The organism is Salipiger sp. PrR007 (assembly GCF_010499845.1).
GTDB classification, from domain to species: domain Bacteria; phylum Pseudomonadota; class Alphaproteobacteria; order Rhodobacterales; family Rhodobacteraceae; genus Salipiger; species Salipiger pacificus_A.
This window is the reverse complement of the sequence record NZ_JAAGOZ010000083.1, coordinates 114,516-139,665: the sequence shown is the minus strand read 5'-3', so window position 1 is coordinate 139,665 and position 25,150 is coordinate 114,516. Positions and strand designations below refer to the sequence as shown.

Sequence of the window (25,150 nt, the reverse complement as noted above, 5' to 3'; positions counted from 1 at the left end):
GCGCGCCCGCCGGAGCGGTCGAGGCCGGGGAGAGCCCGGAGGCTCGGGGCGCGGAGGCGGGGCACGTCCTGCGCTTGGGTCAGGGCGCGCGGAGCCGATCTGCGCCCTTCAGGAAACGGATCGGGCGCCGAATGTCCAGAGGGGATAGCGAGAGGCATGCGATTGCGGTGCCTCAAGGCGTATTGGCGGCGCCTTGAGGCAAGGGGCTTTCCGGGGCCGCGTCGGTGCCGCGCAGGCACCGGCCGCGGCCCTCCCGAGCGACCGGGTCTTGCAGCGGATCACTCCGGCCCGTCGATCTCCAGCTTCACCGCCGCGTACCAGTCGGCCACTGCGCGGATGTCCTCGTCGGTCATCTCGGCGGCGATGGAGGACATGATGTCATGCTTGCGCTTGCCGGTCCTGAACGCCTTGAGCTGGGTGTCGATGTAGATGTTGACCTCGCCCGCGAGGTTCGGCGCCTCGGGCAGCAGGGCGATGCCGTCTGCCCCATGACACGAGATGCAGGCCTCGGGTGCATCTGCCTCGCTCACCCCCTCGGGCAGGCTGGCGCTGGCGCTATGCGATCCGTACCAAGCGGCCACATCGGCGATCTGCTGCGCCGTGAGGCCCGCCGCGACGACCGACATCATCTCGTGCTCGCGCGCGCCGCTCTTGAACGCCATGAGCTGGCTCTCGAGATAGGTCTCGGGCTCGCCGCCGATGTTCGGCGCGATGGGGATTTGTGCCATGCCATCAATGCCGTGGCAGGTGCGGCACATGTTGGCGACCTTCCGGCCCGCCGCCGGATCACCGGCAGAGAGCGGGGTGCCCCCGGCGAGCATCAGCCCGCCGAGGATCATCGAGGCGACAGCCCTCATTCGGCCGCCTTGGGAGCGAAGGCGATGCGCCAGATGGCCCCGGCGAAATCGTCCGACACCAGCATCGAGCCATCGCGCAGGAAGGCGATGTCCATCGGGCGTCCGCGATATTCACCGGTCTCTTCGTCGAGCCAGCCGTCGGCGAAGACCTCGGTGTTGGCGGCGTTGCCCTCCTCGTCGAGCGAAGTGAACATCACCCGCGCGCCGACCGGCTCGGTGCGGTTCCACGAGCCGTGCTGTGCCGAGAAGATCCCGCCCTTGTATTTGTCGGGGAACGAGCCACCGGTGTAGAAGCGCATTCCCAGATCGGCCGCATGCGCTTGCATGTTGACCTGCGGCTCGACGAATTCGACGCCCTCGGGACGCTCCACGTCCTTGTAGTCGGGGATCTCGGTGCCGCCGTTGGTCCAGGGGAAGCCGAAGTGTTGCCCGGCTTCGGTCTGGCGGTTCAGCTCGCCCGGCGGGATATCGTCGCCCATGCCATCCACCTGGTTGTCGGTGAACCACAGCGAGCCGTCGGCAGGGTTGAAGTCATGGCCGACCGAGTTGCGGATCCCGCGGGTATAGACCTCGCGCCCGGTACCGTCCGTGTTGACCCGGATGATGCCGCCGATGCCCATCTTGTCGTACATCTCCAGCTTGTCCTTGGGCTGGATGTTGTGCGGCTGGCCGAGCGAGATGTAGAGCTTGCCATCCGGTCCGACGCGGCAAACGCGGGCGGTGTGGTTGAAGCTCTCTTCCTCGGCGGGGATCAGCTCGCCCTTGGCGATCACTTCGCCCACCGCGGGGTCCGGCCCCTCGAAGAAGAACTCCGCCGCCGGGAAGGTCAGCACCCGGTTGCGCTCGGCGATATAGAGGAAACCGTCGGGCGAGAAACACGGCCCGTTCGGCACGTCGAAGGTGACCGAGGGCGCGAAGTCCTTCACCTCATCCGCCACGCGGTTGCGGTCGCGGTCGACGATCGACCAGACCTTGTCCTTGCGGGTCCCTGCAAAAACGACGGTGCCCTGCGGCGCGACAGCCATCGAGCGGGCATCCGGCACCACGGCATAGAGGCTGACCTCGAAGCCGTCGGGGACGTTGATATGCGGCAGGATTTCCTTCAGCGCGTCGGCGCGTTCGCCCTCCTGGTCGATGAAGGTGAAGGCGGCATCGGTCCGCTGCATGTTGGACAGCTTGTCCATATTGTCCTGCGCAAGGACCGGCGTCGTCAGGATGGTGGAAAATAGAAGACTTGAAACGAAATGATTGGCTTTCATAGTTTTCTCCCTAAATCAGCCCTCCACACTCCGCCTGCTGACGGAGTTCCTCCGGGTGGACCTCAGGAAAGCTGCGGGCCCAATGTGCGATTCGTCAACGAATTCCCGCAATTCTAAAGTGCATTTAAAGTGAAGCATTCATGTCAAAATAGAGCGCTGCGCGGCACGCGGCGCTCTTGTCGGAAACCGTTCGGCCTTACTGCGCCGCAATAGGTCTCCGCGCCAGCTGGCATTCGGCCCAAAGCGACTCCAGCGCCAAAAGAAGCCGCCGGATGTCTTCGGCGGAATGGACCGGCGCGGGGGTGATGCGCAGCCGCTCGGTGCCGCGCGGCACCGTGGGATGGTTGATCGGCTGGATGTAGATGCCGTGCTCGTCGAGCAGCCGGTCCGAGATGTAGCGACATTTCTGCGGGCAGCCGACCATCACCGGGATGATGTGGCTGGGGTTCGGCAGATGCGGCACGCCGATCCGGTCGAGCCCCTCGCGCACGCTGGCCACCGCCCGGCGCTGCGCGGCGCGCTCGCGCTGCGAGCGCTTCAGGTGCGCCACGGCGGCGCGGGCTCCTGCGGCGACGGCGGGCGGCAGCGCGGTGGTGAAGATGAAGCCAGAGGCGAAGCTGCGGATGAAGTCGCAGAGCGTCGCCGACGCGGCGATATAACCACCGGCCACACCATAGGCCTTGCCCAGCGTGCCCTGGATCACGTCGATGCGGTCCATCAGGCCTTCGCGCTCGGCGATGCCGCCGCCGCGCGGTCCGTAAAGGCCGACGGCATGGACCTCGTCGAGATAGGTCATCGCGTTGTAGCGCTCGGCCAGCGCGCAGATCCCAGCGATCGGAGCGATGTCGCCATCCATCGAGTACACGCTTTCGAAGGCGATCAGCTTGGGCCGGTCGAGAGGCAGGGTGGCGAGGTGGCGTTCCAGATCGGCCAGATCGTTGTGCCTCCATATGATCCGCTCTGCCTTGGACTGCCGGATGCCCTCGATCATCGAGGCATGGTTGAGCGCGTCAGACAGGATAACCAGACCCGGAATGCGCGCGCCGAGCGTACCGAGGCTGGCCCAGTTCGACACATAGCCGGAAGTGAAGAGCAGCGCCGCCTGCTTGCCGTGCAGCTCGGCCAGGTCCGCCTCGAGCAGCACGTGCTCGTGGGTGGTGCCAGAGATGTTTCGGGTGCCGCCCGCGCCAGCGCCGCAAGTGTCGAGCGCGGTGTGCATCGCCTCAAGCACCGCCGGGTGCTGGCCCATGCCGAGATAGTCGTTCGAGCACCAGATGGTCACCTCGCGGTGCGCGCCGTGGTGGGTGGCAGCGGGAAAGGCCCCCCGTAGACGTTGCAGTTCGGCAAAATGGCGGTAGTTGCCGTCGGCCTTGAGCCTGTCGAGCTGGGTGCGGAACAATGCATCATACATGCTCAGAACTCCGTGGCGGCGGCGGCAATGCGGGCGAGCAGCGCGTTGACCGGCGCCATGCTTTCGCGTGCAAAGCTGCGGTAGCCGATCTTGGTCTCGGCGCCCCGGCTCTCGACGAACATCGCATAGGGGCAGAACGCAAGGTTTTCCGGATCCGCCTGCATCACCTCGCGCGAGGTGGTGGCGGAGCAAAAGAGATACACGTCGGCGGCATCGAAAAGATGGGTCTCGGCGCCGATGTCGGCGCCGGTCCGGGCCAGCATCTCGCCGACATGGCTGATGTGATCGACCACCAGCCCCTCGCCGATGATCGCATTCTCGAGCGCGAAAGTCGCTTCCTCGAAGCTGCCGTCATAGGCGTGGGTGATGACCTCCTGCGCCGTGGCGGCGGCCGGCAGGGTGATCAGCAGGGCAAGCGTTCTGAGCATGGCGGGTCTCCGTGGTGAAAGACCCGGCCGCGGAGTTCCGCGGCCGGGCTGTCTGTCATTCGGCGAAGGTCGAGAGATAGGCGATGACCGCGTCGATATCCTCGGGCTTGCGCAGTCCGGGGAAAGACATCTTGGTGCCCTTCATCGCTTCCTTTGGCTTTTCGAGGAAGGCGTGCAGCCGCTCGAGGGTCCAGGTCTCGCCGGCGCCGTGCGCCTCCTCAAAGGGCTTGGAGTAGCGGAAGCCCTCGATCGAGCCGATGCCGCGCCCGACGATGCCGTTGAGCTCGGGGCCAGACTTGTTCCTCGCCCCGTCGCCCACAGCGTGGCAGGACATGCACTTCTTGAACACCTTCTCTCCGGCGGCGATCAACTCGGGGTCGGCGGCAGCAGGGGGGGGCGCGGGCTCGGCTGCGGCATCCGTTGCGATCCCCGTGGCCTCGGTGCCAATGTCGGCAGAGGCCAGTTCAACTTCTTCGCCGGGGGCCTCTGCAGAAGGTTCAGCCGCGGCCTCGTCGTTGCCATGGTCCGGGGTCACGTCGAGCACCGTGGCGCGCATGGTGATCTCGACGCTGTCCTTGCAATCCGTCATGCAGGGCTCGCCGGTCCATTGCGGGTATTCGGTCTCGGGCCGGTCATCGATGATGAAGCCGCCCGCGTTGGGCATGACCACCTCGGAGAAGGTCTCGTTCGAGAGGGTGAAATCCTCGTCGACGATGAAGTTCGAATAGAGGATGTAGGCGACGATGGCATAGACCTCGTCCGGCTCCAGCGACTGCGCGTTGCCGAAGGGCATCGAGCGGTGCACGTAGTCCCAGGCGGTCGACAGGTGTGGCCAGTAGCTGCCCACGGTCTTCACCGGGTCCTTGTTGGCCAGCGTGTCCTCGCCACCTGCCAACTTCGGCCAGTTGCCGGACCCTTCGGCGAACTCGCCGTGGCAGGAGGCGCAGTTCTCGGAAAAGAGCATCTCGCCATCCTCGACCGAGCCGCTGCCGGGCGGCAGGCCGGTGCCGTCGGGCGAGACGTCGAGGTTCCAGGCGGCGATCTCTTCGGGCAGGGCTTCGCGGCCGATGCCGAGCGGGCCGTCTTTGGGCGCTTCGCCTGCCTCGGCGGCGGCGACGAGGCCGCCCGCTGGGACAGCGGGCGCGGCGAACTCAAGCGGGGTCAGGCTCCGCAGGTCTGCTGGCGCCTGAGCCACGAAACGGTCGGCCAAGTTGACCGCGAGGGTCAGGGTGACCGCGATGCCGCCGAAGACGCTGGCGTAGAGTTTAAGAGACTTCGACATTTTCGGCCTCCCCGTTTGGTTTGACCCACCAGGTCTGTATGCAGTTGTTGTGATAGACCGAGTTCTCGCCGCGCACCTCGCGCAGCTGCGTCTTGGTGGGCTGCACGTAGCCGGTCTCGTCCATGGCGCGGGACTGCAGGAACATCTCTTCGCCATTCCACTCGGTGTCGAGATAGAAGCGGGTGAGCGCCTTGGTCTCACCCTCGCGGGCGAGCCGCGCGGTCTGCCAGCTCTTGCCGCCATCGATCGAGACGTCGACGCGGGTGATCCTGCCGTGGCCGGACCAGGCGAGGCCGGTGATCACCAGCGGGCCGTGGCCGTGCTTGATGGGCGCCTGCGGACTGGGCGAAGTGACCACGGATTTCGCGTCCATCACCCAGGTCCACTTGCGCGAGGTGCCGTCAGCCAGCGTGTCCGTGTACTTGGAGGTCTCCTCGCGGCTCTCGACGGGGCCGTCCAGTACCTCGATGCGGCGCAGCCATTTCACCCACATGTTGCCTTCCCAGCCGGGCACCACGAGGCGCACCGGGTAGCCGTGTTCCTTGCGCAGGGCCTCGCCGTTGGCCTTGAAGGCGACGAGCACGTCGTCGAGCGCCTTGTCCATCGGGATCGAGCGGCCGTTGGAGGACGCATCTGCGCCCTCGACATAGACCCATTTGTCGGTGGTCGCGGGCAGGCCTGCCTCGCGCAGCAGGGTGCGCAGCGGCACACCGGTGTATTCCATGTTGTGGATCATGCCGTGTGTGAACTGCGCGCCGTTGAGCTGCGCGCCCGCCCATTCCATGCCGGTGTTCGCGGCGCACTCGCAGAAGTAGACGTGGTTCTCGCGCGGGAAGCGCTCGAGATCTTCGTAGGTGAAGATGAGCGGTCTATCGACCAGCCCGTTGATCATCAGGCGGTAATCGCTCTTGCTGAGCTCGATCGCGCCCGAGTGGTGCCGCTCGAAGGCGCAGCCCTGCGGTGTGATCGTGCCATCGAGCGCGTGGATCGGGGTGAAGTTGATCGAGCTGATCGGGTCGGCAGTCAGCCAGGGGACGTTGCGGCGCACCACGTCGTCCTCGAAGCGGATCGGCAGCCCGTAGGGGGTGGCATCGACGCCGTCGCCGAGGCCCTGCGCCCAGGGCTGCACCTCGGTGATCAGCGGATCGGGTTCTGCGGCCCGCGCGGCCCCTGCGGTCACGGCCACGGTGGCGGCCCCCTGCAGGAAGGCACGGCGCGATGTCTTCGGCTCGCTCATTCTGTCCTCCTTTGTTCTTTTGGGGTCCTGCGTCATGCGCCAACCACCTCGACCGAGGTGTTCTCGTCCAGCTGCACGCGGCCCAAACTGCGGATGTGGCTTTCCACGACGTCCCAGATCGGCGGGCCCTCGGTGCCCTCGTTGACGCTGGCCCAGCCGGCGACGGTGTAGCTCTTCGCGGGGTCGATCGCCTCGCCGGTCCCCAGCAGCGTCATGTCCGAGATGCGCTGTCCTACCGGGGCGCTCACGTCGATGCGGTAGCCGAGCCCGCCGACGCGGACCATGTCGCCGCCCTGCTGGTAGTAGGGATCGGGGTTGAAAATGTTGTCGGCGACGTCTTCCAGCACGGTCTTCAGGAACGCGCCGGTCATCTCAGAGCGGTAGGCCTCGGGGTAGCTCATCGAGGTGACGTTCCACAGGTCCTCGCGGGTGATCGGGTCGCCCTCGAGCAGCGATGGTCCCCAGCGCACGCCGGGAGAAAGGGCGATCTGCGCGTCGCGCTGGGTCAGCAACGCGTCACAGATCAGGTCGTCCCAGGTGCCGTTGAAATTGCCCCGGCGGTAGAGCGTGGTGTCGGTATGGCCGATGACCTCGGACAGCTGCTCGGCATAGGGCGCGCGCTGCGCGTCGATGAGCGCAGTCATCTCGGGGTCGGCGGCAATCACATCCGAGAAAATCGGGATCAGCTTGTGGCGGAACCCCATCATCCGGCCATCGCGCACGTCGAGATCGACGCGGGAGACGAACTTGCCGTTGGAGCCCGAGGCGATCAGGATCGTCTCGCCCACGAGCACCGGCTCGGGCAACGCGTCGTGCGTATGGCCCGAGAGCAGCACGTCTATGCCGGTGACCCTCTCGGCCATCTTCTTGTCGACGTCGAAGCCGTTGTGGCTGAGCACCACGACCAGCTCGGCGCCGGCCGCGCGGACCTCGTCGACCATCTCCTGCATGCGCGCGTCGCGGATGCCGAAGGAATACTCGGGGAACATCCAAGATGGGTTGGCGATCGGCAGGTAGGGGAACGCCTGGCCGATGACGGCGATCTTCACGCCGCCACGGTCGAAAAACTTGTAGGGCTGGAACAGCTCGGCGGGCTCGTCCCACTCGGCATCAAAGATGTTCTGGCCGAGCGCGGCGAAGGGCAGCCCCTCGACGATCTCGCGCACGCGGTCCGAGCCGAGGGTGAACTCCCAGTGGAAGGTCATCGCGTCGGGCTTCAGCAGGTTCATCACGTTGACGCAGTCCTGCCCGGCGGTCTGGTAGCAGGTATAGCTGCCGTGCCAGGTGTCGCCGCCATCGAGCAGCAGCGCGTCCGGGCGCTCGGAGCGGATCTGTTTCACCACGGTCGCCACCCGGTCCATGCCGCCGACACGGCCATAGCCGCGGGCGAGGGCGGTAAAATCTCCCGAGGAGAGGGCGTAGTGGGAGGGGGAACCGTCCTCGATGCCGTACATCTTGCGGAACTCGGCACCGGTGAGGTGGGGGACCTCGCCGTGGTTGCCGCCGACGCCGATGTTGACGGAAGGCTCGCGGAAATAGATCGGCTTCAGCTGCGCGTGGATGTCGGTGATGTGGATCAGCGAGACATTCCCGAAGGCTGGCATGGCCAGCAGGTCGTCCTGCGTCAGGCGCTGTTGCGCCGCGAGCCGTGCCCAGTTGCCGAAGCCGGAGCCGCCATAGGCCGCCGCGGCAGCCATGGAGACCTGGAGGAAATCACGTCGGGAGATCATCGGGGTATCCTCGTACGCATTCAAATGCGTGAATTCGTTTGGGAAGAGAAACCCCGCGCGAGCAGCTCGCGCGGGGCTGGCTTCAGTTGCGGACGGAGGGGCCTTCGACCGACAGGCCGTTGCCGCGAGAGGCGACGTAGAGTTCGAGCGCGATGAACTCGGGGCTGCCCGGCGAATAGGTCTCGGCGCGGGTGTCGCGCACGCAGCCCTTGAAGCGCGACTGCACCCCGTTGAGGGCCGCGTTCTTCAGCCGGTAGGTCGGGAATCCATTGATCTGGCCCTGGCTGAGATGGTCTGCGCGGATGTAGTTTCCGTAGTTCTGCTCGTGGCAGTTGGCGCAGGAAAGCTCGAGCTGGCCGGTGCGGGTGTAGTAGAGTTCCTTGCCCTGCTCCCAGACCGCCTCGACCGGGCCGTCGATGGCCACGTCGACCGGCATCCCGCGCGACACCGAGGCCAAGAGCGCCTCCATGTTGATCGCGTCGGCGCTGTCGTATTTCCAGGGCTCGGCCCCCATGCGCTCGGTGCGGCAGCCGTTGACCTGCATCTGCAGGGTTCGGACTTCCTCGGCCGCGTCGTTCCACTTGGGATAGCTGGCCTTGACCCCGGCCATCTCCTCGGGTGCGCCGTGGCAGGAGGCGCAGCTCTCGCCCTCGGTACCGTCGACCATATCCCATTGCTCGCGGGCCTGATCGACGAAGATCATTCCGGGGTTGTCGAAGTCGTCGAGCTCCAGTTCCTGGGTCTCGTCCGAGCGGAAGTGCCAGCCCGAGATGACCTCGTCCATCACCTCCGACAGGAACGCCGGGGCGGGGGCCTTTGTGGTGATCTCGATCTCGCCGTTGATGACGAGCTCGTCGTCATCCGGCCCGCCAGCCTGCACCACCAGCGGTGCGGCCAGCAGGGCGAGCGCGGTGAGCGCAATCGCCTTGCGTGTCATGTGTCTCCTCCCTCAAGTTGGCCCGGCCGGCATGGGGACGGGCAAGACGGTATCGGGCGCCCGGCTCCTCTCCGGGCGTCCCGCCGTGTATCAGGCGATCTCGATCGGCTTGGTGTCCGTGTAGGTCGAGCCGTCGTCGTCGTACCAAGTGAAGGTGAATTCCCCGGCCTCGGGCACCAGCGCCTCGAACTCGAAGTAGGGATTGGTCGAAATCGCCGGCTCCATCTTCACGTCGATGACGTTCTGGCCGTTGAAGTCGCAGGTGAAGCGGTTGATGATCGAGCGCGGGATAAGGTTTCCCTCCTTGTCCTTGCGCTGGCCGCTTTCCATCGGGTGGCTGATCAGTGTCTTGAGGGTGATCACCTCGCCCGCGGACGCGGACTTGGGAACCTTGACGCGGGGTTTCACTCCGGATGCCATCTGTCTTGTCTCCTCTTAGCCGCCGCAGCCGCCGATGGTGACCTTCACGGTCTTGGCGGTGCGCGCGAAACTGCCGTCCTCGAGCTTCGCCACCGCGATCACGTCCTGCGTGCCGGCAAGCCTGATGCGGGTCGAGGCCATGCGCGAGCCGGCCAGCGGGCCGAAGGAAAAAGTGGCGACGGCGGGGGTTGGGTTGCCAGCGGCAAGCACCAGGATCTCGGACGCGCCGGGCGCATCCACGCTGATCGGCACGGTGTTGCCATTCTCGGCGATCTCCGGCGCGGTCAGCTCGACGCCGCTGTCGCCGATGTCGGCACCGCCGGTGAACTCGGAGATCAGGTCGTCGACCGAGGCGTTGGCGCGGAAGGGCAGGACCGTCAGCGCCATGGCGCCAAGGGCAAGCCCAAAGGTATCTCGTCTGGTCAGGCTCATGCCGTCTCCTCTCTCAGCTGTCCTGAAGGGTCATCAGGAAGGCCACCACGTCCTCCACCTCTTGGGCGGAGAGGATCGGCGGCAGGTCATCGGGCGCGGCTTTTCCGGTGTAGCCGTCGCCGGGCCGGATGAAGCCGCTGGTCTTGTAGAAGGCGGGCATCACCGTGCCGTCGAACATCTTCTTGGCGTTGGCGACGATGCCGCGCAGCTCGGCCTCGGAGCGATATCCGCCGACGCCGTCGAGCGTTGGGCCTACCTCGCCGTGGAACGGCGCGTCGGCCAGCGCGGTGACCGCATGGCAGGCCACGCAGTTGCCCTTCGACCTGGTGGTCATGATTTCGGCACCCTTCGCGGGATCGCCCGCGGTGCCGGACAGCGAGGCCTCTACCTCGCCGTATTCGGTGAAGCTGACGTCATCTGGAGCTGTCGTGTCTGCCAGCACGGCAGACGCAACGATCCCGATGACGGACGCAAGTGCGACCGTTGTTTTCATGTCTCCTCCCCTTCCATGACTTGAATGCTACGGCACACATCAAGGTTTTTGCAACAACAAATTCATAGCCGTGAATTTAAAGATATGTACGCCATCCGACAGCGCCGTCCTTCGGGACCTCTCAACCAAGGCGCCGCCTGTGCTTTGGCCTGTAACTGTCGAGCGTTGTCAGTTCTTTGCGCGGCCCTCTTCAAGTTTCCGAGCGTGGTACTTCTGGAACGGCTCGTCGCCATCGTAGCCCTTCTCCAGCACCCATTGCAGCATGTGGCGGGTGGTGCTCTTCTCGAAGGCGCCGGGCATGACGGCCACCGCAGCCTGCGGCGCGGGCACCTCCTTCAGCTCCTCTGGCAGGAAGATCATCGTGGGGGTGAAAAGCATTCCCCAGCGCCGCACCATGTCCTTCTCGGGCAGCACCGTGCCATCGAGGTCGGTGACCTCCACATCGCCGAACATGTTGATCTGGATGACGAAGAAATCTTCGGAGAGCATCCTCTCGATGTCCGGCTGCGGGTACACCTCCTCGTGCATCTTGGTGCAGTAGATGCAGCCGCGCTGCTCGATGAGAATCAGCAGGCGCTGACCGGCAGCATTGGCCTCGGCCAGGTCCTCGCGAAGATCCTTGAAGGTGTCGTGCATCCAGGGCGCCTTGTGCAGCCCGTCGTCGCCGAGTTGGGCGGCGGGCGCGGGCAGGGCGGTGGCCAGCGCGATCAACGCCGCCGAGGCCAGCGCGGGGAACAGTCGTGTCATCACTCTCCTCCTTTGGAGTGGGCAAGGTCAGCCGATGCGGCTGAACCATGGGATGGTGTCGATGAGCCAGGCGGCGATCAGGTTGACGCTGTTGGTCGCGATCAGAGCGCCGAACAGGATGAGCAGCACTCCCATCGCCTTTTCCACCCGCCCGAGGTGGCGGCGGAAGCGGGCCATGAAGCGCAGGAAAGGGCCGATGAAGGCGGCAGCCAGCACGAAGGGCAGGGTCATCCCGATGCCATAGGTGAGCAGCAGCAGCGCGCCGTGCTGCGCGGTGTCCTGCCCGGCGGCGGTGAAGAGAATTGCCGCCAGCACCGGACCTACGCAGGGGGTCCAGCCGAAGGCAAAGGCCAGCCCGATGACGTAGGCGCCTACGAAACCGGTTGCGCCCCGGGCCTCGGATCGGACTTGCCGGTAGAGCAGGGGAATGCGCAGCACGCCGAGAAAATGCAGCCCCATCAAAATGATGATTGCAGCAGCAAACCAACGAAGCACACCGAACCATTCGCGGACCATCTGGCCGAAAACGGTGGCCGTGGCGCCCAGTCCGATGAAGACGGTGATCACCCCGAGCGCGAAAAGCACCGCTCCGGTCACCGCGCGGCGGCGCAGCCCGGGCGGCACGACGCCGGTCTCGGCGACCACATGCACCCCCTGTCCGGCAAGATAGGACAGGTAGAAGGGCACGATCGGCAGAATGCAGGGTGACAGGAAAGACAGCAGTCCGGCAAGGAAAGCGCCTAAGAAAGTGACATCAAACATGCTTGCGACGCTCCTACTTCAATACATATTCGCATATAACGTTACGTATGTGATAGGCTCTTGGTCAATCCACTGTGGAACACCCTAGATGCGACTTCTTCTCCTCTTCCTTCTGATCCTGCCCCTGCCTCTGCGGGCCGAGACCCTGCTGCTCATGGCCGAGCAGGCTGGTTGCCGCTATTGCGAGGCCTGGGACAAAGAAATCGCGCCGATCTATCCCAAGACCGCAGAGGGGCAGGCCGCGCCGCTGCGCCGGGCCGACATTCGTGACTTGCCGCAAGATATTGACCTCGCGCGGCCCGTTGCCTTTACGCCAACGTTCATTCTGGTGACGGACGGGATGGAAACCGGACGAATCGAAGGCTATCCTGGACAAGACTTTTTCTGGGCACTGCTTGCCCGCCTGATCGAAGAGGTTTCCGCCTCGCCCGCGCCACCTCCCGCGCAGATAAACGGATGACGCCGATGTCGAACGCAGCCCACCTCCCCGTCTTTGACGAGGGTATGAGCGAGCCGGAAATGGACCGGTTCATGGAAAAAGCCGAAGAGGCGTCGAACCTGCTCAAGGCGATGAGCCACGGCGGGCGGATGATGATCCTGTGCCACCTTGCCTCGGGCGAAAAATCGGTCACCGAACTCGAGGATCTGCTCTCGGCGCGGCAGTCGGCGGTCTCGCAGCAGCTCTCTCGGCTGCGGCTCGAGGGGCTGGTCACCCCGCGGCGGGACGGCAAGACGATCTACTACTCGTTGACGGATGACCGTCCGAAGAAGATCATGGAAGTCATCTACGACCTGTTCTGTCGGGAGGAGTGACCGGCGGCGCATGCTGGCGGTCGGAAGGGAGCGACAGTCGGAATGTTCGATTTTGGTGACGGCGCCGCGCTGGCGGCGCTCGTGGGATTTCTTGGAGGCATCGCACTTGGCCTTGCCGCCCGGCTCGGGCGTTTCTGCACGCTCGGCGCGATCGAGGACGCGCTCTATTCCTCGGACACCCGGCGTCTGAGGATGTGGGGGCTTGCGATCGGCACGGCGGTGATCGCCACGCAGGCCGCGATTTCCGCGGGATGGCTCGACGCCGGCGAGACTTTCTATCTCTCGCGGCAATGGTCGCTGCCCGGCACCGCGCTCGGCGGGCTGCTCTTCGGCTACGGCATGGCGCTCTCGGGCAACTGCGGCTACGGCGCTTTGGCGCGTCTTGGCGGCGGAGACCTGCGCTCGCTGGTGATCGTCGTCGTTATGGGGCTGACCGCCTATGTCACCCTCTCCGGCCCGCTGGCGCTGCTGCGGATCACCGTCTTTCCCGACGCACCGGCCACGTCGCCGCAAGCGTTGTCGCAGGTCACCGGCGCACCGCTGCTGACCGGGCTGGTGGTGGGCGGGGCGCTGGTCGCACTCTCGCTGTCGGGCGGCGGCATGGCGCGCGCCGGGCGGCACATCTTCTGGGGCGTGGTGGTTGGACTCGCGGTAACCTCGGGCTGGGTCGGCACGCAGATGGCCGCGACGCAGAGCTTCGGCGCAACCTCGGTCGAGAGCCATTCCTTCGCGCGCCCGCTTGGCGAGACCCTTCTGTGGCTGATGACGGCCTCGGCGGCGGCGCCCGGCTTTGCCGTGGGCTCAGTGGGTGGCGTTCTGATCGGCGCCTTCCTCGGCTCGCTGCGCAAGGGGCACTTCCGGTGGGAGGCCTGCGAGGACCCGCGCGAGTTGAAACGGCAGATCCTCGGCGCGGCGCTGATGGGCCCGGGGGCGGTTCTGGCCGCGGGCTGCAGCGTCGGGCAGGGGCTGAGCGCTTTCTCCCTGCTGTCGTTCAGCGCCCCCGTCGCGCTGCTGTCGATCTTCGCGGGGGCGGCGATCGGGCTACGCCAGCTTATCGTCGGTTTCGCGCCCGCAGAGTAGCGACGCATTCAGCTCTTCCCGTCCCACGATTTGCATCATAGAATGCGAATGTGTGAATGGGAGGAGAGACCATGCCACTTACCCGCAGACACCTGCTGCAAACCGCCGCGGCCGCCGGCCTCGCGCCGCTGCTGCCCCGTAGGCTGATCGCCGAGACCCAGCTCGGCACGGGCCGGCTGCTCACCGTAAGCGACGGCAACCTCGTGCTGCCCGGCGACTTCGTCTTCGACGGCATGCCCGAGCCCGAGCTGGCGTCGATCCTTGCCGCGCGGCACATCGACCGCCAGCGACTGACACCCGAATGCAACGTGACCCTCTGGCAGGATGGCGAGCAGACCGTGCTCTTCGACGTCGGCGCGGGGCCTGATTTCATGCAGAGCGCCGGGGCGCTGCAAGGCAACCTCGAGGCCACCGGGATCACCCCCGAGCAGGTGACGGCAGTGGTGTTCACCCATGCGCATCCCGACCACATCTGGGGGCTTCTCGACGAATTCGACGAGCCCGCGTTTCCAGAGGCCCGCTACCTCATGGGCCGCGCGGAATGGGACTACTGGTGGGATCCGGCGACCGTGGAGTCCATCGGCGCCGAACGCCAAATCTTCGCTATCGGCGCGCGGCGGAGGATGGAGGTGATCGAGGATCGGATCGAGCGCTTCGAGGATGGCGATGAAATCCTGCCCGGCCTCGCGGCGATCCTCACGCCGGGGCACACGCCCGGCCATATGGCGTTCGAACTGCGGCAAGGACAGGCGGCGGCGCTGATCGTTGGTGATGCCATCGGCAACGACCACGTGGCGTTTGCCCGACCGGGATGGGAGGCGAACTCTGACCAGGACCCGGAGCTGGGCGCGAAGACCCGCGTGGCGCTGATGGACCGGCTGGTGCAGGAACAGATGCCGGTCATCGGCTTCCACCTGTCGCAAGGCGGCATGGGCCACGTGGAGCGGGCGGAGGATGGATACCGCTTCGTCCCGCTCTGAGGCGTGGGGCGGCGGGGCCGCCCCAGCGCATGTCTAGTGGGCAATCATCACGTGCCGCGCCACGGTGTAATCCTCGAGCGCATACATCGACATGTCCTTGCCGTAGCCCGACTGCTTGAGCCCGCCGTGCGGCATTTCGTTGACCAGCATGAAGTGGGTGTTCACCCAGGTGCAGCCGTATTGCAGCCGTGCCGACATATCGAGCGCCCGGCCGATGTTCTCGGTCCAGACCGACGAGGCAAGCCCGTACTGGCTGTCGTTGGCCCAGGCCACGGCGGTGTCGGCATCGTCGAAGCGGGTGATCGAGACGACGGGGCCGAAGACCTCGCGCTGGACGATCTCGTCCTCCTGCAGGGCGCCCGCGATGACCGTGGGGCGGTAGTAGAAGCCCGAGCCCTCGTGCAGGGCGCCGCCGGTGGTCACCTCGATGTGTTTGAGCTCCGAGGCGCGCTGCACGAAGCTTGCCACCCGGTCGCGCTGGCGCAGGGAGATGAGCGGCGGGATCTCGTTCTTGGTGTCGTCGGCATCGTCGAAGGTGATCGAGGACACGGCCGAGGAGAGATCCGCCACCAGATTGTCATAGACCTTCGCGCCTGCGTAGATGCGGCAGGCGGCGGTGCAATCCTGCCCGGCGTTGTAATAGCCGAAGGCGCGCAGCCCCTCGACGACGCGACCGAGATCGGCGTCGTCCATGACGATGACCGGGGCCTTGCCGCCCAGCTCCAGATGCGTCCGCTTGACCGACTTCGAGGCCGCCTGCAGGACTTTGCGCCCGGTCGCCACATCGCCGGTGATCGAGACCATGTCGACCTGCGGGTGGTTGATCAGCGCGTTACCGACCGTGGCGCCTTGGCCGACGATCACGTTGACCACGCCTGCGGGGAAGATCCCGGCGATGATCTCGGCCATCAGAAGCGCGGTCAGCGGCGTCTGCTCCGAGGGCTTCATCACCACCGTGTTGCCGCCCGCGAGCGCCGGGGCCAGCTTCCAGGCCATCATCATCATCGGGTAGTTCCAAGGCGCGATCGAGGCGACGACGCCGATGGGATCGCGGCGGATCATCGAGGTGTGGCCCTCCATGTATTCACCCGCCAAGGGCCCGTGCATGTTGCGCACGGCGCCGGCGAAGAAACGGAAGCAGTCGGCCACCGCAGGCACCTCGTCGCCGCGCACGCAGTCGATCGGTTTGCCGCAGTTGAGCGATTCCAGCGCCACGAACTCCTCGGCCCGCGCCTCGATGGCGTCGGCCAGCGCCAGCAAGAGGCCGGAGCGGTGCGCCGCGGTGGTGCGCGCCCAACCGGGGAAGGCGGCGCGGGCAGCGCCCACGGCGCGGTTCACCTGATCCATGTCCGCCTCGGGCATCTTCACGATCAGCTCGCCGGTGCGCGGGTTGAGCACCGCTTCTTCGGTCTCTTTCCCGGCTTCCTGAGCGCCGCCGATCAGCATCTTGGTCTGCATGATGTCCTCCGTTACTTTCCGTTCTTTATTTGCCCTGACCGGCGACCGCTTCGGTCCCGCGGGTGAGATAATAGGCGCCCAGGATGGGCAGCAGGGTGACCAGCACCACCACCATGGCGACCACGTTGGTCACCGGGCGTTCGCGCGGGCGCACCAGTTCCTCGAGCATCCAGATCGGCAGCGTCTGCTGCTGCCCGGCGGTGAAGGTGGTGACGATGACCTCGTCGAAGCTGAGCGCGAAGGCCAGCATGCCGCCGACCACCAGCGCGGTGGCGATATTGGGCAGGATGACGTACCGCAGCGTCTGAAAGAGGTTGGCGCCCAGATCCATCGAGGCCTCGATGAGGCTGCCGCTGGTGCGGCGGAATCGGGCGACGGCGTTGTTGTAGACGATCACCACGCAGAAGGTCGCGTGGCCGAGCACGATGGTCCAGGTGCTGAACGGCACCTCGGCGATGGAAAAGGCCGAGCGCAGGGCGATGCCCGTCACAACGCCCGGCAGGGCGATGGGCAGGATCACCAAGAGCGAGATGCTCTCGCGACCGAAGAACTTCGTGCGGCTCACCGCGGCGGCGCAGAGCGTGCCGAGGATCATCGCGAGCAGCGTCGAAATCGCCGCGACCTTGAGGCTGAGCGCCATCGCCTCCCAGACGTCGGGCCGGTCCCAGGTGGCCGCGAACCACTTCAGCGTGTAGCCGGGCGGCGGCCACTGGAAGGATTTCTCTTCCGTGGTGAAGGCGTAGACGAAGATGAGCAGGATCGGCAGATGTAGGAACAGCAGGCCCGCGGCAGCGGCGATCTTGAGCTTCAGAGAGGCGCGCTCAGAGTGCATCGAAGGCCCCCATGCGCTTGGCGATCCAGAGGTAGACGCCCATGATCACGATCGGCACCACGGCGAAGGCGGCGGCCAGCGGGATGTTCCCGGCGATGCCCTGATGCTGGTAGACCGCCTGGCCGATGAAGAGCCGCGAGGTGCCGATGATCTGCGGGATGATGTAATCTCCGAGCGTCAGCGAGAAGGTGAAGATCGAGCCCGCGACCACCCCCGGCAGCGCCAGCGGCAGCAGCACGTGGCGGAAGGTCTGCGAGGGTGTCGCGCCGAGATCGCCGCTGGCCTCGAGCATCGAGGTCGGCACCCGCTCCAGCGCGGCCTGGATCGGCAGCACCATGTAGGGCAGCCAGACGTAGACGAAGACAAGGAAGGTGCCGGTGGGGCTGACCGAGAGCGAGTTGCCCCCGATGACCGGCAGCGCGAGATAGGCGTCGAGCAGCCATGTCAGGTGGAGCCCGTCGAAGATCCAGGTCAGGATGCCTTCCTTGGCGAGGATCAGCTTCCAGGCGTAGACCTTCACCAGATAGCTCGACCACAGCGGCATCATGATGCCGAGGTAGAAGAGCGCCCGCCACGCGCCCCTGGCGTAGCGCGCGGCATAGTAGGCGATGGGAAAGGCGACCGCGGCGGAGGCCACCGTGACCAGCGCCGCCATGCCCACCGTGCGGCGGATGATGTCGAAGTTGGCCGGGGTGAAGAGCTCGGCGTAGGTCGCCAGCGTGAACTCGTGGTTGATCAGCCCGGTGAAGTGGTCGATCGAGAAGAAGCTCTGCAGCAGCAGCGCGAAGAGCGAGCCGAGGTAAATGATGCCGAGCCACAGCGCCGGCGGCGTCAGCAGGATCAGCAAGAGCAGCGTCGGACGCCGCCAAAGCGTGTCGGAGACCCGGGTCAGAAGCCCTTCGGAAGGGCCAGCCTGCGCGGTTGGGCTCGTATCCACCATGCTCATGCCCCGGCCCGCTGGCTGGCCCGCATCAGGTGCAGATCCTCGGGTGCCCAGCTCAACGCCACCTCGTCGCCCTCGCGGGGGCGCAGCGCGTCCTGCGGCAAGAGCGCGGTGAGCCGGGTGCCGTCCGCGTCGAAGCTGACCCGCGTGCTGAGGCCGAGGAAGCTGAGCCCGGTGACACGCGCCTTCAGCGGCCCCTCGGAGGTCAGCCGCAGACGCTCGGGGCGGATCGCGGCCGGGCAGGTCTCGCCGGTCAGCCGGGCGACCAGCGCCTCGGGCAGCACGTTCGACGAGCCGACGAAATCAGCGACAAAGGGCACCTCGGGTCGGAAGTAGATGTCCTCGGGGCTGCCGACCTGGATGATCTTGCCGTCGTTGAACACCGCCACGCGGTCGGCCATCGACAGCGCCTCGCCCTGGTCGTGGGTGACGAAGACAAAGGTGATGCCAAGCTGGCGCTGCAGGGTCTTCAGCTCTTCCTGCATCTGCTCGCGCAGCTTCAGATCGAGCGCGCCGAGCGGCTCGTCGAGCAGCAGCACGCGCGGCTTGTTGACCAGCGCGCGAGCCAGAGCGACGCGCTGGCGCTGGCCGCCCGACAGCTCGGACGGTTTGCGGCTGCCGTAGCCGCCGAGCCGCACCATCTCGAGCGCCGCCTCGGCCTCGGCGTGGCGTTCGCGTTTGCCACGCCCGGCGATCATCAGCCCGTAGGCGACGTTGTCGCGAACGTTGAGATGCGGGAACAGCGCGTAATCCTGGAACACCGTGTTCACCTGCCGCTTGTAGGGCGGCAGATCGGCAACGGGGGCGCCGAAGATGCGGATGTCGCCCGCCGTCGGGCGCTCGAAGCCGGCGATCAGGCGCAGGCAGGTGGTCTTGCCCGAGCCCGAGGGCCCCAGCATGGCGAAGAACTCGCCTTCGGCAATGTCGAGGATGACGTCATCCACCGCCTTCACCGCCCCGAAGTGGCGGGAGACGTGGTCGAAGCTCACGGCTGGCATGGGAGTGTTCCGGTTCTTGTGCCCGCGCCGCAGGGTGGCGGCGCGGGGAAGGTCAGGGAAGGCGATCAGCGGCCGCCGATCACGCCGATGTAGTCGGACACCCAGCGGTAGTAGGGCACGCATTCGTCCTGGCTTTCGCACTTGGCCACCGGGGTCTTCCAGAACTTGATCTTGTCGAACTGCGCGAGGCCGTTGGCGTCGCAGCCTTCCTGGGTCTGCATGCCCGACCCGTCCGAACAGGCGGAGGGCACCGAAGGCACGGCGCCGAACCAGACCGAGAGATCGGACTGCAGGTTGGACGAGAGCGTGTGCTCCATCCACATGTAGGCGCAGTTTGGATGCTCGGCCTCGGCATGCAGCATGGTGGTGTCGGCCCAACCGGTCGCGCCTTCCTCGGGGATCACCGAGGCGACGGGCACGCCGTCGGCCTGCAGCAGGTTGACCTGGAACGGCCAGGAGCCCGAGGCGACCATGCCTTCGTTCTTGAAGTCGTCGATCTGGATGAAGGCGTCGTGCCAGTAGCGGCTCACCAGCTCGCGCTGGCCGCGCAGCAGATCGAGCGCGGCGGCATATTGGTCGGCGTTCAACTCATAGGGGTCGGTGATCCCGAGTTCGGGCTGGTGCGCCATCAGGTAATTGGCTGCGTCTGCGATGTGGATCGGCCCGTCATAGGCCTGCACCCGTCCCTTGTTGCTCGATCCGTCGGCGAGGGTTGTTTCCTCGAACACGACGTTCCACGAGGTCGGCGCCTCGGGGAAGGCCTCGGTGTTGTACATCAGCACGTTCGGGCCCCACATGTAGGGGGTGCCGTAATGCTCGCCGTCTACCGTATGCCAAGGCGCGTCCTTCAGGCGGTCGTCCACCTTGCTCCACGAGGGGATGAGGTCCACGTTGATCGGCTGCACCCGCTTGCCGGCGATCATCCGCAGCGAGGCGTCGCCCGAGGCGGTGACGAGGTCAAACCCGCCCTCGTTCATCAGCGCCACCATCTCGTCCGAGGTGTTGGCGGTTTTCACGGAGACCTTGCAGGAGGTTTCTTCCTCGAACTTGGTCACCCAGTCAAAGGCGGCATCGGTCTCGCCGCGCTCGATGTAGCCGGCCCAGGCGACGATCGACAGCTCACCTTCGCCCTCGCCGATCTCGGTCATCTGCGCGACGGCGCTCGTCGCCAGCGAAGCGGCGGTGATCGCGCTCACTGCGGCGGTGATGAAACGGTTGGTCATTGCACTCTCCCTGTGGGCAGGCCGCAGGAGACGGGTGGCCGTGCGAGACACGTCCCCGGCTCGGGCGACGGCCCGAAATTCGCTGTTGGTGTCAGAGCCGGTGGCGACCTGCGCCGCGGCACGGGGGCGTCTTTCGGCCGTTCGGCCACGCGCCATTCTCCCGCACGAAAATCATGTGACGCCGTCGCTGCGTTCGCAAATTCATAAATCAGAAATGAGCATTCGGAAAAACCGATAGCTCGCCCCTTCAGAAACGCCCCGGTCTTTCCGCCTGTCCCATCCGCGCCAGCGACAGGAAATCCTGCACCGCTTCCGAGAGTGGCAACCCCTTGCGCCAGACCATGCCCACCTGCACGATCGGCAGGCTGCCCGAGACGTCGCGGCTCTCGATCCGGTCGCCGTCGAGCGACCACGGCCGATAGACGAGGTCCGGCAGCAGCGCCACGCCCGCGCCGGTGGCGACGAGGCTGCGCACCGCCTCCACCGACCGCGTGCGAAAGGCAATCTGCGGCTTGCGTCCGAAGGCCGAGAGCAACTTCACCGCCTCCTCCTCCATCTCGTCGACGTTGAGCATGATGAGCTGTTCGCGCGCCACGTCGTCGAGGCCGATGCTCTCTCGGGCCGTCAGCTTGTGGCCCAGCGGCAGCCAGAGCCGGAAGGAGGACACGTCGAGGATCTCGGATTGCAGCGCCATGCGGTCGCGCAGGTTGGAGATCACCATGACCGCCACGTCGAGCTCGCCCCCGATCAGCAGGTGCTCGAGGTATTCGCCCTGATCCTCCAGAGCCGAGACCTCCACCGCAGGGTTCATCCGCCGGTAACGCGACAGCAGGTCGGACATGACGTAGCCCGCCATCAGTGAGGTCACCCCGATGTTGAGCCGCCCCTGCGTGGTGCCCGGTGCGCGCTGAAAGGCCCGCCGCGCGCCCGACACGTCCGACAGGATCTTCGTCGCGTGGCGCAGGAACTGGTGGCCGCTGTGGGTGATGTCGAGGCCGCGCGCGTGGCGCTCGAAAAGGGTGACGCCAAGATCGGCCTCGAGGTTCTTCAGTGCCTCCGTCACCGCCGATTGGGAGATCGACAGTATCTGCGCCGCGCCGATGACCGAGCCCTTCTCGGCCACGGCGACGAAATAGCGGAGTTGTTTCAAGGTAAAGGACATGGCGCGCTCCCCCGGGTGTCAGGCGCATTGAAGGGCGCTTTGCGCGCACCGCGCAAGCCTGTTCCTCGGGGAAGGGGCAACGCGCCGCCAAGGTGGGCTGGAGCGCGGACAATGAGGGCAGAGGTGGCGCGGCGAGGCGCATGAGGGATATATTATGCTCATATCGGACATAATCTTGGAATGAGATTGCTGTGTTCGGCGGTCCAGGAGAGCGCATTTGGAAACTCTTGCGCCTCTGCCGATGCTAGGCTGCTTTCAACCGCGCTGAACGCGCAAAGCTGCCCCATCGAGCCAGAAGAGCATCCCATGTCCTGCACAGATCCCACCGCCCTGCTGACCTCCTTCCGTCAGGCCCTGCCGCCTGTGGCACGGATGGGCGAAGACCTCGTGGGCAAGGGCGCGATGGTGGATGGACCTTTCGGGCCCAAGCCGCTGGTCTACGCCGATTACGTCGCCTCGGGCCGGGCGCTGAAGACGCTCGAGATGTTCCTGCTCGAGAGCGTGTTGCCCTATTATGCCAACAGCCACACCGAGGCGTCCTTCTGCGGCGGATTCATGACCCGGCTGCGGGCCGCCGCGCGCGCCACCATTGCCGACCATTGCGGCGCCGGTCCCGAACACGCGGTGATCTTCGCGGGGAGCGGGGCGACGGCGGGGATCAACCGGCTGGTGCATCTGCTGGGCGCGGACCATGGCAAGGTGAAAGTCATCCTCGGCCCCTACGAGCATCACTCCAACATTCTGCCGTGGCGCGAGAGCGGTGCCGAGGTGGTCGAATTGCCCGAGGCGGGCGGCGGCGGGCCGGAGCTTGCCGCGCTCGATGCGGCGCTCGCCGACAAGGCGGACTACGACCGGGTGATCTGCGCCTTCTCGGCGGCCTCGAACGTCTCGGGGATCATCGCCGACGTCGCGGGCCTCACCCGCCGGGCAAAGGAAGCGGGTGCGCTGATGGTCTGGGATTATGCCGGGGGAGGGCCCTACCTGCCGATGGCCATGGACCAGCAGGGCGCAGGCATCGACGCGCTGGTCTTCTCGCCGCACAAGTTCATCGGCGGGCCGGGCGCCTCGGGCGTGATGGTGCTGCGCCGCGATGCTGTGGTCGCCGAGCATCCGACATGGGTCGGCGGCGGCACCGTGCGCTTCGTGTCCTCCGACGGGCATGACTATTCCGGCGCGCTGGAGGCGCGCGAGGAGGCGGGTACGCCCAATGTCGTCGGCGACATCCGCGCGGCCCTGGCGGTGATCGTTAAGGAAGAAATCGGTGCGGATCACATGGCGCAGCGCAACGCCGAACTGGCCGCGCGCGCCATCGTCGCATGGCAGGCCGAGCCCGGCATCGAGCTGCTCGGCAACACCGGGGCCGCGCGCCTCCCCGTCCTCTCTTTTCGCCTGCGCGACCCGCGTGGCGGGTACATCCACCAGCAGCTGGCCACGAAGATGCTGAGCGACCGGTTCGGCATCCAGGCCCGCGGCGGCTGCGCCTGCGCCGGCCCCTACGTGCTGCGCCTGCTGGGCTTTGACACCGAGGCCGCGGCGCGGATCCGCGCGGCGATCCTGTCGGGCCAGGAACTGGAGAAACCCGGCTTCGTACGGCTCAACCTGTCGGTGCTGATGAGCGAGGCAGAGGTGGATTTCATATTGCAGAGCGTCGCCACGCTCTCGCGCGACGCGGTGGCCCACGTGGGCAGCTACGAGGTGGACGGCGCCCGGGCGATCTTCTCGGCCAGCGCGGCCTGAAGCCGGGCTTCAGACGTAGTCGAGCGGCAGCTCGGTGCTCGACTTGATGGTCTCCATCGCGAACATCGACGAGACGTCGTGGATCTCGACCTTCTGGATCAGTCGCTGGTAGACCTTGTCGAAGGTCGCGATATCCGGAACCACGACGCGCAGCATGTAGTCGACCTCGCCCGCCAGACGGAAAATGTCGACGATCTCGGGGATCTCCTCGGCCGCCTTGACGAAGGCGCGCGCCCAATCGCGGCTGTGCTGGTTGGTGCGGATCGCCATGAAAACCGAAACCCCGACGTTGAGCTTCTCCTCGTCGAGCAGCGCCACGCGGCGCTTGAAATAGCCGCGCTCCTCGAGCTTGCGAATGCGGCGCCAGCAGGGCGTGGTGGTGAGGCCGATCTCGGCGGCGATCTCGGTGACCGGCATCTCGGCGTTGCGCTGGAGCAGTGCGAGGATCTTCCGATCGTAGGTGTCGAGCATTGATTTCTTCCCAAGGCTGAAGTTGGGGAAATCTATCCTAAGAAGTCGGGCAATGGTAGGTCCGCGAAGGCTGAGGCGACCAGGGGCAGAAGGCCGCTGACCTCGCACCACGGCCGCGCTATAGGGGAGAGGCGCCGTCCGGCCCGGGTGCCACGGCGGCATACTTGGAGTCGCGGCGTGCTGTTCATCACCATTTGGCCCTTGTTCGGGCTCATCTGCCTGGGGTTTTTCCTGTCCCGCAAGGGGTTTCCCGACCCGGGCTTCTGGCCCGCCGCGGAGCGCCTGAACTACTTCCTCCTGTTCCCGGCCCTGCTCGTGTCGAGCCTGCTTCGCGCGCCGCTGGATGATCCGCAATTGCTGAAGCTCGGCGGGGCGACCGTCGCCACGATCTGCCTCGTGGCGCTTGGCATGGCGCTGGCACGCCGCCTCTGGCCGACACCCGCGGCGCGCTTCGGCCCCGCGCTGCAGGGGGCGGTGCGCTTCAACACCTACCTGGGGCTGGCGATCACCGCGAGCCTTGCCGGCCCCGAAGGCGTCTCGCGCGCGGCGGTTTATCTCGCCATCGCCGTTCCCCTGGTCAACGTGCTGTCGATCGTGGCGCTGAGCGAGGCTGAGGTGCTGCGCCGTCGCGGGGTGCTGCTGAAGACCATGCTGCGCAATCCGCTGATCCTTGCCTGCCTTGCCGGGATCGCGCTTGCGCTTGTCGGCGCGGGGCTGCCCTTCGGCGCAGACCGCTTCCTCGAGTTGCTCGCGCGCGGCAGTCTGCCGCTTGGCCTCTTGTGCGTCGGCGCGGCCCTCCGGCCGGGATCGCTGCGCGGGGATCTGCCGGCGCTCGCGGGCAACGCGGCGCTGCGTCTGGTGCTTGTTCCGGGCATCGCGGCGCTGGTGGCGGCGGCCGTCGGCCTCGGCCCGGTGGAAGCCTTGGTGCTGGTGGTCTTCTCGGCAATCCCGACCGCGCCGACGGCCTACGTGCTGACCCGGCAGATGGGCGGGGACGGCACGCTCATGGCCGGGCTGGTGACGGCGCAGACCCTGCTCGGCGTGCTGACGATTCCCCTCGTGTTGCTGGTGCTGGGCCTGGGCTAGGGCGGGCCTGCGGGCCGCGTGCATAGGTTCAAGCCCACGCAGGGAGGCCGCCGCGCCTGGCCCGCGGCGGGAGAATTTGTCGCCAAAAGCGTTCTGAAAATGCGTACGCTCTAAATTTGTGCACTTACTCCGAGACGGCAGAACCGGGCGCCATGCAGAGATTGCCGGAAAATCACTTGTTTTCTCCGAGATTCGGCGACCCACCGGAAGTGGCGCATCGCGCCCTCAGGAATTGTTCAAAAAACATGCGGCCTGAGAACTGCGAAATTTCCGTTGATCGGCCCGGTTTGCGCGTTCCATAAATGAGGCCACGAGTAGAAGCGGTCTGGACCAAATCCTGGACATTGCTCGCCAGAAGTTCCGACTCTGACG

Annotated in this window: 26 protein-coding genes; 6 read left to right on the top strand and 20 right to left on the bottom strand. The window is 66.3% G+C overall.

All coding sequences use genetic code 11. The features are described 5' to 3' along the window. Positions 1-278 precede the first annotated feature (278 nt). The 13 genes from G0Q01_RS24150 to G0Q01_RS24090 form a co-directional block, all read right to left on the bottom strand. Positions 279-857 carry a cytochrome c gene (locus G0Q01_RS24150; protein WP_164213928.1) on the bottom strand — a complete coding sequence of 193 codons (579 nt, stop codon included), beginning with the start codon at positions 855-857 and terminating at the stop codon, positions 279-281. After that, the gene (locus G0Q01_RS24145; protein WP_164189297.1) at positions 854-2,116 is read right to left on the bottom strand and encodes a sorbosone dehydrogenase family protein; all 1,263 of its coding nucleotides are present in this window, start codon (positions 2,114-2,116) and stop codon (positions 854-856) included. The genes G0Q01_RS24150 and G0Q01_RS24145 overlap by 4 nt, the downstream gene beginning before the upstream one ends. A gap of 196 nt (positions 2,117-2,312) precedes the next feature. Next, the gene (hemA, locus tag G0Q01_RS24140; RefSeq protein WP_164189295.1) at positions 2,313-3,527 is read right to left on the bottom strand and encodes a 5-aminolevulinate synthase; all 1,215 of its coding nucleotides are present in this window, start codon (positions 3,525-3,527) and stop codon (positions 2,313-2,315) included. Positions 3,528-3,529: 2 nt separating this feature from the next. Then, the gene (locus G0Q01_RS24135) at positions 3,530-3,955 is read right to left on the bottom strand and encodes a DUF302 domain-containing protein (RefSeq protein WP_164213927.1); all 426 of its coding nucleotides are present in this window, start codon (positions 3,953-3,955) and stop codon (positions 3,530-3,532) included. A gap of 55 nt (positions 3,956-4,010) precedes the next feature. Further along, positions 4,011-5,237 carry a c-type cytochrome gene (locus tag G0Q01_RS24130; protein WP_164189291.1) on the bottom strand — a complete coding sequence of 409 codons (1,227 nt, stop codon included), beginning with the start codon at positions 5,235-5,237 and terminating at the stop codon, positions 4,011-4,013. Then, positions 5,221-6,474: a sulfite dehydrogenase gene (gene soxC, locus G0Q01_RS24125; protein ID WP_164189289.1), complete on the bottom strand. Its 1,254-nt coding sequence runs from the start codon at positions 6,472-6,474 to the stop codon at positions 5,221-5,223. Before soxC ends, G0Q01_RS24130 begins: the two co-directional genes overlap by 17 nt. Positions 6,475-6,506: 32 nt before the next feature. Further along, a complete protein-coding gene (soxB, locus tag G0Q01_RS24120; RefSeq protein ID WP_164189286.1) occupies positions 6,507-8,204 on the bottom strand; it encodes a thiosulfohydrolase SoxB in 1,698 nt (565 codons plus the stop codon). Between the two features lie 82 nt (positions 8,205-8,286). Further along, positions 8,287-9,141: a sulfur oxidation c-type cytochrome SoxA gene (gene soxA / locus G0Q01_RS24115; protein ID WP_164189284.1), complete on the bottom strand. Its 855-nt coding sequence runs from the start codon at positions 9,139-9,141 to the stop codon at positions 8,287-8,289. Positions 9,142-9,231: 90 nt separating this feature from the next. Then, positions 9,232-9,561 (bottom strand): thiosulfate oxidation carrier complex protein SoxZ, encoded by a 330-nt coding sequence (gene soxZ, locus G0Q01_RS24110; protein WP_108968982.1) that lies wholly within the window; start codon positions 9,559-9,561, stop codon positions 9,232-9,234. Between the two features lie 15 nt (positions 9,562-9,576). Further along, on the bottom strand, positions 9,577-9,993 hold the full coding sequence (gene soxY, locus G0Q01_RS24105; protein ID WP_164189282.1) for a thiosulfate oxidation carrier protein SoxY: 417 nt from the start codon (positions 9,991-9,993) through the stop codon (positions 9,577-9,579). 13 nt (positions 9,994-10,006) lie between these two features. Further along, a complete protein-coding gene (soxX, locus tag G0Q01_RS24100) occupies positions 10,007-10,486 on the bottom strand; it encodes a sulfur oxidation c-type cytochrome SoxX (protein ID WP_164213926.1) in 480 nt (159 codons plus the stop codon). A 168-nt stretch (positions 10,487-10,654) separates the two neighbouring features. Then, positions 10,655-11,233 (bottom strand): thioredoxin family protein, encoded by a 579-nt coding sequence (locus G0Q01_RS24095; RefSeq protein ID WP_164189278.1) that lies wholly within the window; start codon positions 11,231-11,233, stop codon positions 10,655-10,657. 27 nt (positions 11,234-11,260) lie between these two features. Next, complete coding sequence (locus tag G0Q01_RS24090) at positions 11,261-11,995, bottom strand: cytochrome c biogenesis CcdA family protein (protein ID WP_164189276.1); 735 nt, start codon at positions 11,993-11,995, stop codon at positions 11,261-11,263. 88 nt (positions 11,996-12,083) lie between these two features. On the opposite strand from G0Q01_RS24090, the gene G0Q01_RS24085 reads away from it, so the two are divergent. The 4 genes from G0Q01_RS24085 (at position 12,084) to G0Q01_RS24070 (ending at position 14,868) form a co-directional block, all read left to right on the top strand. After that, on the top strand, positions 12,084-12,455 hold the full coding sequence (locus G0Q01_RS24085) for a hypothetical protein (RefSeq protein ID WP_164189274.1): 372 nt from the start codon (positions 12,084-12,086) through the stop codon (positions 12,453-12,455). A 5-nt stretch (positions 12,456-12,460) separates the two neighbouring features. After that, positions 12,461-12,808, top strand: a complete 348-nt coding sequence (locus G0Q01_RS24080; protein WP_235940372.1) for a helix-turn-helix transcriptional regulator — start codon at positions 12,461-12,463, stop codon at positions 12,806-12,808. Between the two features lie 42 nt (positions 12,809-12,850). Further along, positions 12,851-13,888 carry a YeeE/YedE family protein gene (locus G0Q01_RS24075; RefSeq protein ID WP_164189272.1) on the top strand — a complete coding sequence of 346 codons (1,038 nt, stop codon included), beginning with the start codon at positions 12,851-12,853 and terminating at the stop codon, positions 13,886-13,888. 71 nt (positions 13,889-13,959) lie between these two features. Beyond that, positions 13,960-14,868, top strand: a complete 909-nt coding sequence (locus G0Q01_RS24070; protein ID WP_164189269.1) for an MBL fold metallo-hydrolase — start codon at positions 13,960-13,962, stop codon at positions 14,866-14,868. A 33-nt stretch (positions 14,869-14,901) separates the two neighbouring features. Here G0Q01_RS24070 and G0Q01_RS24065 read toward each other — a convergent pair whose 3' ends face one another. From G0Q01_RS24065 to G0Q01_RS24040, 6 genes are all read right to left on the bottom strand, one after another. Then, entirely contained in the window at positions 14,902-16,326 is a 1,425-nt protein-coding gene (locus G0Q01_RS24065; RefSeq protein WP_164189268.1) for a gamma-aminobutyraldehyde dehydrogenase, read from the bottom strand. A 25-nt stretch (positions 16,327-16,351) separates the two neighbouring features. After that, positions 16,352-17,158 carry an ABC transporter permease gene (locus G0Q01_RS24060; protein ID WP_164189266.1) on the bottom strand — a complete coding sequence of 269 codons (807 nt, stop codon included), beginning with the start codon at positions 17,156-17,158 and terminating at the stop codon, positions 16,352-16,354. Next, the gene (locus G0Q01_RS24055) at positions 17,148-18,098 is read right to left on the bottom strand and encodes an ABC transporter permease (RefSeq protein WP_164189264.1); all 951 of its coding nucleotides are present in this window, start codon (positions 18,096-18,098) and stop codon (positions 17,148-17,150) included. The genes G0Q01_RS24060 and G0Q01_RS24055 overlap by 11 nt, the downstream gene beginning before the upstream one ends. Before the next feature lie 2 nt (positions 18,099-18,100). Continuing rightward, positions 18,101-19,099: an ABC transporter ATP-binding protein gene (locus tag G0Q01_RS24050; RefSeq protein WP_164189262.1), complete on the bottom strand. Its 999-nt coding sequence runs from the start codon at positions 19,097-19,099 to the stop codon at positions 18,101-18,103. 65 nt (positions 19,100-19,164) lie between these two features. Next, positions 19,165-20,322 carry an ABC transporter substrate-binding protein gene (locus G0Q01_RS24045; protein ID WP_164189260.1) on the bottom strand — a complete coding sequence of 386 codons (1,158 nt, stop codon included), beginning with the start codon at positions 20,320-20,322 and terminating at the stop codon, positions 19,165-19,167. Positions 20,323-20,569: 247 nt separating this feature from the next. Beyond that, positions 20,570-21,484, bottom strand: coding sequence for a LysR family transcriptional regulator (locus G0Q01_RS24040; protein ID WP_164189258.1), 915 nt, complete (start codon positions 21,482-21,484; stop codon positions 20,570-20,572). A 306-nt stretch (positions 21,485-21,790) separates the two neighbouring features. Between G0Q01_RS24040 and G0Q01_RS24035 the strand changes: the two genes are divergently transcribed. Then, the gene (locus tag G0Q01_RS24035; RefSeq protein ID WP_164189256.1) at positions 21,791-23,221 is read left to right on the top strand and encodes an aminotransferase class V-fold PLP-dependent enzyme; all 1,431 of its coding nucleotides are present in this window, start codon (positions 21,791-21,793) and stop codon (positions 23,219-23,221) included. Positions 23,222-23,230: 9 nt separating this feature from the next. On the opposite strand, the gene G0Q01_RS24030 is transcribed toward G0Q01_RS24035, so the two are convergent. Beyond that, positions 23,231-23,692, bottom strand: a complete 462-nt coding sequence (locus G0Q01_RS24030; protein WP_108969012.1) for an Lrp/AsnC family transcriptional regulator — start codon at positions 23,690-23,692, stop codon at positions 23,231-23,233. Between the two features lie 177 nt (positions 23,693-23,869). Here G0Q01_RS24030 and G0Q01_RS24025 point away from each other — a divergent pair, with 177 nt between their 5' ends. Next, on the top strand, positions 23,870-24,778 hold the full coding sequence (locus tag G0Q01_RS24025; protein ID WP_164213925.1) for an AEC family transporter: 909 nt from the start codon (positions 23,870-23,872) through the stop codon (positions 24,776-24,778). Positions 24,779-25,150: the final 372 nt, after the last annotated feature.

Excerpts from the sequence above, each read along its gene's own strand:
- G0Q01_RS24060 (WP_164189266.1), bottom strand. The coding sequence starts at position 17,158 with ATGCACTCTGAGCGCGCCTCTCTGAAGCTCAAGATCGCCGCTGCCGCG.
- G0Q01_RS24030 (WP_108969012.1), bottom strand. The coding sequence starts at position 23,692 with ATGCTCGACACCTACGATCGGAAGATCCTCGCACTGCTCCAGCGCAAC.
- G0Q01_RS24130 (WP_164189291.1), bottom strand. The coding sequence starts at position 5,237 with ATGTCGAAGTCTCTTAAACTCTACGCCAGCGTCTTCGGCGGCATCGCG.
- G0Q01_RS24085 (WP_164189274.1), top strand. The coding sequence starts at position 12,084 with ATGCGACTTCTTCTCCTCTTCCTTCTGATCCTGCCCCTGCCTCTGCGG.
- G0Q01_RS24070 (WP_164189269.1), top strand. The coding sequence starts at position 13,960 with ATGCCACTTACCCGCAGACACCTGCTGCAAACCGCCGCGGCCGCCGGC.
- G0Q01_RS24075 (WP_164189272.1), top strand. The coding sequence starts at position 12,851 with ATGTTCGATTTTGGTGACGGCGCCGCGCTGGCGGCGCTCGTGGGATTT.
- G0Q01_RS24145 (WP_164189297.1), bottom strand. The coding sequence starts at position 2,116 with ATGAAAGCCAATCATTTCGTTTCAAGTCTTCTATTTTCCACCATCCTG.
- G0Q01_RS24065 (WP_164189268.1), bottom strand. The coding sequence starts at position 16,326 with ATGCAGACCAAGATGCTGATCGGCGGCGCTCAGGAAGCCGGGAAAGAG.
- soxA (WP_164189284.1), bottom strand. The coding sequence starts at position 9,141 with ATGACACGCAAGGCGATTGCGCTCACCGCGCTCGCCCTGCTGGCCGCA.
- hemA (WP_164189295.1), bottom strand. The coding sequence starts at position 3,527 with ATGTATGATGCATTGTTCCGCACCCAGCTCGACAGGCTCAAGGCCGAC.
- soxZ (WP_108968982.1), bottom strand. The coding sequence starts at position 9,561 with ATGGCATCCGGAGTGAAACCCCGCGTCAAGGTTCCCAAGTCCGCGTCC.
- G0Q01_RS24150 (WP_164213928.1), bottom strand. The coding sequence starts at position 857 with ATGAGGGCTGTCGCCTCGATGATCCTCGGCGGGCTGATGCTCGCCGGG.
- soxY (WP_164189282.1), bottom strand. The coding sequence starts at position 9,993 with ATGAGCCTGACCAGACGAGATACCTTTGGGCTTGCCCTTGGCGCCATG.
- G0Q01_RS24045 (WP_164189260.1), bottom strand. The coding sequence starts at position 20,322 with ATGACCAACCGTTTCATCACCGCCGCAGTGAGCGCGATCACCGCCGCT.
- G0Q01_RS24095 (WP_164189278.1), bottom strand. The coding sequence starts at position 11,233 with ATGACACGACTGTTCCCCGCGCTGGCCTCGGCGGCGTTGATCGCGCTG.
- soxB (WP_164189286.1), bottom strand. The coding sequence starts at position 8,204 with ATGATCTCCCGACGTGATTTCCTCCAGGTCTCCATGGCTGCCGCGGCG.
- soxX (WP_164213926.1), bottom strand. The coding sequence starts at position 10,486 with ATGAAAACAACGGTCGCACTTGCGTCCGTCATCGGGATCGTTGCGTCT.
- G0Q01_RS24090 (WP_164189276.1), bottom strand. The coding sequence starts at position 11,995 with ATGTTTGATGTCACTTTCTTAGGCGCTTTCCTTGCCGGACTGCTGTCT.
- G0Q01_RS24050 (WP_164189262.1), bottom strand. The coding sequence starts at position 19,099 with ATGCCAGCCGTGAGCTTCGACCACGTCTCCCGCCACTTCGGGGCGGTG.
- G0Q01_RS24055 (WP_164189264.1), bottom strand. The coding sequence starts at position 18,098 with ATGGTGGATACGAGCCCAACCGCGCAGGCTGGCCCTTCCGAAGGGCTT.
- soxC (WP_164189289.1), bottom strand. The coding sequence starts at position 6,474 with ATGAGCGAGCCGAAGACATCGCGCCGTGCCTTCCTGCAGGGGGCCGCC.
- G0Q01_RS24040 (WP_164189258.1), bottom strand. The coding sequence starts at position 21,484 with ATGTCCTTTACCTTGAAACAACTCCGCTATTTCGTCGCCGTGGCCGAG.
- G0Q01_RS24080 (WP_235940372.1), top strand. The coding sequence starts at position 12,461 with ATGTCGAACGCAGCCCACCTCCCCGTCTTTGACGAGGGTATGAGCGAG.
- G0Q01_RS24035 (WP_164189256.1), top strand. The coding sequence starts at position 21,791 with ATGTCCTGCACAGATCCCACCGCCCTGCTGACCTCCTTCCGTCAGGCC.
- G0Q01_RS24135 (WP_164213927.1), bottom strand. The coding sequence starts at position 3,955 with ATGCTCAGAACGCTTGCCCTGCTGATCACCCTGCCGGCCGCCGCCACG.